Below are 6,000 nucleotides of genomic sequence, written 5' to 3'. Positions count from 1 at the left end.
GTGCTCGAAGGCGACCATCGAGATCTTGTGGGTCATGATGTGGTCGGGGTGCGGGTAGCCGCCGTTCTCGTCGTAGGTGGTGATCACCTGGGGGCGGAACTCGCGGATGAGCCGCACCAGCGCTCCGGCGGCCTCGTCCACCTCCTGGAGGGCGAAGCAGCCCTCGGGCAGCGGCGGCAGCGGGTCGCCCTCGGGGAGGCCCGAGTCGACGAAGCCGAGCCACGCCTGCTTCACGCCCAGGATCTCCCGGGCCTCGTCCATCTCCTTGCGGCGCACCTCGTGGATGTGCTCCTCGACGTAGGTGTCGCCCTGGAGCTTCGGGTTGAGGATGGAGCCCCGCTCTCCCCCGGTGCACGTCGCGACGAGCACGTCCACCCCCTCGTCGACGTACTTCGCCATGGTGGCCGCACCCTTGCTCGACTCGTCGTCGGGGTGTGCGTGCACGGCCATCAGTCGCAGTTGCTCAGTCACAACTCAATCCTCATAGGTCAAAGCGGCTCCGCCATCGGCCCCGCCCGCCGTCGGCGGATTCGGGAGCGGCTTCTATAGTGACCGAATCAGCACCGTGATGTATTCCCGGTTCGGGCCCGCCCGGCTCCGGCCGGGTCCGCACAGCACGGTCGGAGCGGCTGCCGGGAGGAACGGACCATGGTCGACCTGCGCCAACAGGTCCCCGAGGGGCGGTACGGGCGTGCTGCGGGCCGGTCCGCGGACGCGGAGGCGCGCACGGACCGTCGGCTGAAGGTCACCGGCGGTGTGCTGGGGGTGCTGCTGCTCGCGCTGATCGGCTGGTTCGGGGTCGCGTACATCTCCGGCCAGCAGGTGAGCGGCGAGTTGATCAAGTTCAAGGTGGTCTCCGACAGCGCGGTGCAGGTCCACGTGGAGGTGCGCAAGGAGGCCGGGGCCGAGGGCGTGTGCACGCTGCGCACCCGCGCGGAGGACGGCAGCGAGGTCGGGCGCAAGAACGCGGAGTTCGCCGCGGGCGCTTCCCGGGTGGACGAGGTCGTCACCGTGCGTACCACGGCGCGCGCCACGAGTGCCGAGCTGATCGGCTGCCAGGAGCGCTGAGGCGGGCGGCGGCCGGGCGTTCCGGCTCGTCCGGCGGACCCTGCTGACCTGGGATGGAGCCGGAGTCTTCTTCCCTTTTCCGGCGGAATTGTTAAGCTCGTGGTTTCGCCCACCAGTGCAGGCGCACCCTTTCTGGTAGGGCGTTTTCTGCATCAGCTTCATATCCCAGTACCGACGAGGAGCACCTGTGACCCAGACCAGCGACAACGTCACCTGGCTGACCCAGGAGGCGTACTCCCAGCTCAAGGCCGAGCTGGAGTACCTGTCGGGTCCTGCACGCACCGAGATCTCCAAGAAGATCGAGGCGGCTCGCGAGGAGGGCGACCTCCGCGAGAACGGCGGGTACCACGCGGCCAAGGAGGAGCAGGGCAAGCAGGAGCTGCGTATCCGGCAACTCCAGCAGCTCCTGGAGAACGCCAAGGTCGGTGAGGCTCCGGCGGACGACGGTGTGGTGGAGCCCGGCATGGTGGTCAAGATCGCCTTCGACGGCGACGAGGACGACACGATCACCTTCCTGCTGGCCTCCCGCGAGTACGCCAGCTCCGAGATCGAGACCTACTCTCCGCAGTCGCCCCTGGGCTCCGGCGTGATGGGCAAGAAGGTCGGCCAGGACGCCGAGTACGAGCTGCCGAACGGCAAGATGGCGTCGGTACGCATCCTGGAGGCCAAGCCCTACCGGGACTGAGTCGCACCGCGGCGTGCCCTGTGGGGCCCCGGTACCACGATGGCGGACGGCCCGCGCGTGACAGCGCGGGCCGTCCGCCGGTTCGTGGGCGTGCCGGCGGCCTTGAGCGGGCAGGCTGTGGGGCGGCCGACGTCACCGGCAGATGACCCGGGCCTTCGTCCGGTGCACCCAGTACGTCCTCTGCCCCTTCTTCTCGAGTGTCAGGAGCGCCGCGAAAGGCGCGCACCAGTTCATGGTGGACACCTTCACCTTCCTCTTGTAGGCGCACTTCTTTGCCACCTGACCGGGCGGCGAGGTGGGGGTGCTCATCAGAAGGCTGATGCACAGCTTCCAGCCCTTGGGCCGCTTCGACTTGAGTACGCCGTAGGAACGGACGCGCTTCTTCTTGTAGTAGGGCGTCTTGGCCTTGCCCTTGTACTTCTTGGCCAGAGTCACTTCCGGGGCGCTGCTCGCCTCTGCGGAGAAGGAGCTGAGCTTTTCGGCGCGGTGGGTGGTTTCTCCCGCCGTGCCGCTGGTCGCGCCGGCGACGGGGGCGCTGACCGCCAGGATGGTGGCTACAGCGGTCGCGACCATAAGATGTCGTTTAACCATCATATTTCCCCTCAAGCTTCCCCTCGGCTTCTGGCCGGGCCAATCTAGCTACCCGGTGAGACTGGACGGTGGCATTCGGCTGCGCCCCAGTTGTGACGTGAGTCACCTGCGAGGCTTCCGGGGAGTCGCATGCTCCGGCCCCCTCCTGGGGGAGGGGGCCGGAGCATGCCCTGGCTGTGCGGGGTCAGGAAGGGGGAGTCATCACTCGGCCGCCCGGCGGTACTTGCGGACCGCGAGCGTGCGGAAGACGGCGACGATCAGGACCGAGTAGAGCAGCGAAGCCCACACCGGGTGCTGCATCGGCCAGGCGTCCGACCCGGTGACCCCGGGGTTGCCGAACAACTCACGGCACGCCTGGACGGTGGCGCTGAACGGGTTCCAATCGGCCACATGGCGCAGCCATGGCGTCATCTGCCCGGTGTCGACGAAGGCGTTGGAGATGAACGTCACCGGGAAGAGCCAGATCAGCCCTCCCGAGGTCGCCGCCTCCGGGGTGCGCACGGACAGCCCGATGAGCGCGCCGATCCAGGTGAAGGCGTATCCCAGCAGAAGCAGCAGGCCGAAGCCGCCCAGCACTCTTGCGAGGTTGGTCGGTTCCGCGTAGCCGGGGCGCCAGCCGGCGAGGAGCGCGACGATCGCGAGGACCAGCAGCGTCAGGGCCGTCTGCGCCAGGTCGGCGAGGGTACGGCCGGTCAGCACGGCTCCGCGTGCCATGGGCAGCGAGCGGAACCGGTCGACGAGCCCCTTGTGCATGTCCTCGGCGATGCCCGCGCTCGCTCCCGCCGTCGCGAAGGTGACGGTCTGCGCGAAGATGCCCGCCATCAGAAAGTTCTTGTAGACGGCCGCGTCGGTGGTGTTGCCGATCTTCAGCGAGCCGCCGAAGACGTACGTGAACAGGAGCACGAACATCACGGGCTGGATGAGCCCGAAAAGCAGCACTTCGGGGATTCGGCTCATGCGGATCACGTTCCGCCGGGCCAGCACCAGCGAATCGGTCACAGTGCTCACTTGTGCCCTTCCTTCCCTGCCGGCTGACCGGGGCTCGAGATGCGTGCCGTGCGGATCGGCGTCCGCGCTGTGCCGCTCACTTGGTGACCTCCTCGGACTCGGACGTGGACCGGAGGGTGCCCCGGGGCCCGTCCGGGGGTGCGTCCTCACCGGTGCCCTCCGGCTCCCGCCCGCCCTCGGCCGCGTGGCCCGTCAGGGAGATGAAGACGTCGTCGAGGGTGGGGCGGCGCAGGCCGATGTCGTCGATCTCGATGCCGCGCGCGTCCAGCTCCCTGATGACCTCGGCGAGGAGCTTGGCGCCGCCGGTGACCGGGACGGTCAGCTTGCGGGTGTGCTGCTCGACGGTGCAGCCCTCGTGCACCGTCCCCCTCAGCCCGTGGCTGACGAGCACCTCGCGTGCCGCGGGGATGTCCGCGCGCTCGTGGACGACGACCTCGATGCGCTCGCCGCCGGTGCGGGCCTTGAGCTCGTCGGAGGTGCCGCGTGCGATGACCTTGCCGTGGTCGACGACGGCGATGTCGTGTGCGAGGCGGTCGGCTTCCTCCAGGTACTGCGTCGTCAGCAGCAGCGTCGTACCGCCCGCGACCAGTTCTTCGATGACCTCCCACAACTGCTGCCGGTTGCGCGGGTCGAGTCCGGTGGTGGGCTCGTCCATGAACATCACGGGCGGACTGACGACCAGCGCGGCGGCGAGGTCCAGGCGGCGGCGCATGCCGCCCGAGTAGGTCTTGGCCGTCCGGTCGGCGGCGTCGGCGAGGTTGAAGCGCTCCAGCAGTTCGTTCGCGCGCTTCTTCGCGTCACGTGCGGACATCTGATAGAGCCGTCCGACCATCTGGAGGTTCTCGCGGCCGGTCAGATACTCGTCGACGGCGGCGAACTGGCCGGAGAGGCCGATGGAGCGGCGTACCGCGGTCGGGTTCTTCAGGACATCGAGACCTGCGACGACGGCGCGGCCCGCGTCGGGGCGCAGCAGGGTGGTCAGTACCCGGACCGCGGTGGTCTTGCCCGCGCCGTTGGGGCCGAGCAGGCCCAGCACGGTGGATTCGGGGACGTCGAGGTCGACGCCGTCCAGAGCCCTCACCTCGCCGAAGGTCTTCACCAGCCCTTCGGCGTAAATGGCACCTGGCATGGATGGACTCCCAGGGTGTGGAGCGTGACACGCTACGAAAATGCTAGAGGTGCCGGGAAGTTCCGGCATGTACGGAGATGCGGCGAACCGGGGTCCGTCGCACAGCAGTATGGAGCGACGCGATGTATCGCGTCAAGAAATACGCGATAGTCCGCGTCCTGTGCCGCCGTGTCGTGAGAGCCGGGGCGAGGGCGCCCCGTGCCCGCTCAGCTCATGACCGTGTACCCCGCCGCGCGCAGCCCCGAGGCGACCTCCACGCAGTGCTGCGGGCCCTTCGTCTCCATGTGCAGCTCCACCTCCACCTCGTCCAGACCCAGCCGCGGATCGGTCCGCACATGGCCGACGTCCAGCACGTTGGCGTCCGCCACCGACAGCTCCCCGAGCAGCGCCGCGAGCGCGCCCGGCCGGTCCGGGAGGCGCAGCCGCAGCGACAGATAGCGCCCGGCCGCAGCCATCCCGTGCCGCAGCGTCCGCTGCAGGACCAGCGGGTCGACGTTGCCGCCCGAGAGCACCGCGGCGACCGGCCCCTCGAAGCTGTCCGGGGCCGAGAGCAGTGCCGCGACCGAGCTCGCCCCCGCGGGCTCCACCACCAGCTTGGCCCGCTCCAGGCACAGCAGCAGCGCCCGGGAGAGCGCATCCTCGGACACCGTGCGGATGTCGTCGACCAGCGTCCGGATGATCTCGAACGGCACGTCGCCGGGCCGGCCGACCTTGATGCCGTCCGCCATCGTCGAGACGGACCCGAGTGCGACCGGACGCCCGGCCCGCAGTGACGGCGGATACGCGGCCGAGCCCTCCGCCTGCACCCCCACCACGCGGACATCGGGGCGGAGCGCCTTGATCGCCACCGCCATGCCCGCGAGCAGCCCGCCGCCGCCGACGCCCACCACGACGGTCCGCACCTCCGGGCACTGCTCCAGCAGCTCCAGGGCCAGCGTGCCCTGCCCGGCCACCACGTCCGGGTGGTCGAAGGGGTGGATGAAGACGGCCCCGGTGGCCTGCGCGTACTCCTCGGCCGCCGTCAGCGTCTCGTCCACCACCTGGCCGTGCATCCGCACCCGCGCTCCGTAGTCGCGGGTGGCCGCCACCTTCGGCAGCGGCGCCCCCACCGGCATGAAGACCGTCGACGGCACCCCCAGCAGCGACGCCGCCAGCGCCACGCCCTGCGCGTGGTTGCCCGCGCTCGCCGCGACCACCCCGCGCCGCCGCTCCTCGGGCGTCAGCCCCGCGATCCGCACGTACGCGCCGCGCAGCTTGAACGATCCGGTGCGCTGCAGGTTCTCGCACTTGAGGTGCACCGGCGAACCGACCAGCGAGGAGAGGTGCCGGCTGCCCTCGACGGCGGTGGTGCGGGCGACCCCCGCGAGCGTCTTGCGGGCGAGGCGCACCTCGTCCAGCGAGACGGGGAGTTCGGGGTGCCCGGAGGCGGCGGAGGGGGTTGCGCTGGTGACCATTCCGCCAGTCTGGCAGCCGCCCCGCCGGTGGGCGGGCCACCGGCCGGGCGGCCGCGCGGGGTGGT

At 70.1% G+C, this 6,000-nt stretch carries 7 protein-coding genes; 2 read left to right on the top strand and 5 right to left on the bottom strand.

Going from position 1 to position 6,000, the window contains the following annotated elements; all coding sequences use genetic code 11:
- The coding region (gene mca, locus BMX65_RS20675) for a mycothiol conjugate amidase Mca (RefSeq protein WP_075001851.1) at window positions 1-471 on the bottom strand (471 nt) is incomplete at its 3' end.
- A 177-nt stretch (window positions 472-648) separates the two neighbouring features.
- On the opposite strand from mca, the gene BMX65_RS20670 reads away from it, so the two are divergent.
- Both BMX65_RS20670 and greA read left to right on the top strand, forming a co-directional pair.
- Window positions 649-1,068, top strand: a complete 420-nt coding sequence (locus BMX65_RS20670) for a DUF4307 domain-containing protein (protein ID WP_075001815.1) — start codon at window positions 649-651, stop codon at window positions 1,066-1,068.
- A 187-nt stretch (window positions 1,069-1,255) separates the two neighbouring features.
- On the top strand, window positions 1,256-1,753 hold the full coding sequence (gene greA, locus BMX65_RS20665) for a transcription elongation factor GreA (RefSeq protein WP_075001814.1): 498 nt from the start codon (window positions 1,256-1,258) through the stop codon (window positions 1,751-1,753).
- Window positions 1,754-1,885: 132 nt separating this feature from the next.
- Here the strand turns inward: greA and BMX65_RS20660 are convergent, their stop codons facing one another.
- The 4 genes from BMX65_RS20660 to ilvA all read right to left on the bottom strand — a co-directional run bounded on the left by BMX65_RS20660 (window position 1,886) and on the right by ilvA (window position 5,935).
- Window positions 1,886-2,326: a hypothetical protein gene (locus BMX65_RS20660; protein WP_075001813.1), complete on the bottom strand. Its 441-nt coding sequence runs from the start codon at window positions 2,324-2,326 to the stop codon at window positions 1,886-1,888.
- Between the two features lie 219 nt (window positions 2,327-2,545).
- Window positions 2,546-3,352: an ABC transporter permease gene (locus tag BMX65_RS20655; RefSeq protein ID WP_075001812.1), complete on the bottom strand. Its 807-nt coding sequence runs from the start codon at window positions 3,350-3,352 to the stop codon at window positions 2,546-2,548.
- Window positions 3,353-3,428: 76 nt separating this feature from the next.
- The gene (locus tag BMX65_RS20650) at window positions 3,429-4,481 is read right to left on the bottom strand and encodes an ATP-binding cassette domain-containing protein (protein WP_075001811.1); all 1,053 of its coding nucleotides are present in this window, start codon (window positions 4,479-4,481) and stop codon (window positions 3,429-3,431) included.
- Window positions 4,482-4,687: 206 nt separating this feature from the next.
- Complete coding sequence (gene ilvA, locus BMX65_RS20645) at window positions 4,688-5,935, bottom strand: threonine ammonia-lyase (RefSeq protein ID WP_075001810.1); 1,248 nt, start codon at window positions 5,933-5,935, stop codon at window positions 4,688-4,690.
- Between the last annotated feature and the right edge of the window lie 65 nt (window positions 5,936-6,000).

The organism is Streptomyces qinglanensis (assembly GCF_900111245.1).
GTDB classification, from domain to species: domain Bacteria; phylum Actinomycetota; class Actinomycetes; order Streptomycetales; family Streptomycetaceae; genus Streptomyces; species Streptomyces qinglanensis.
This window is presented reverse-complemented; position numbering and strand designations above follow the sequence as displayed.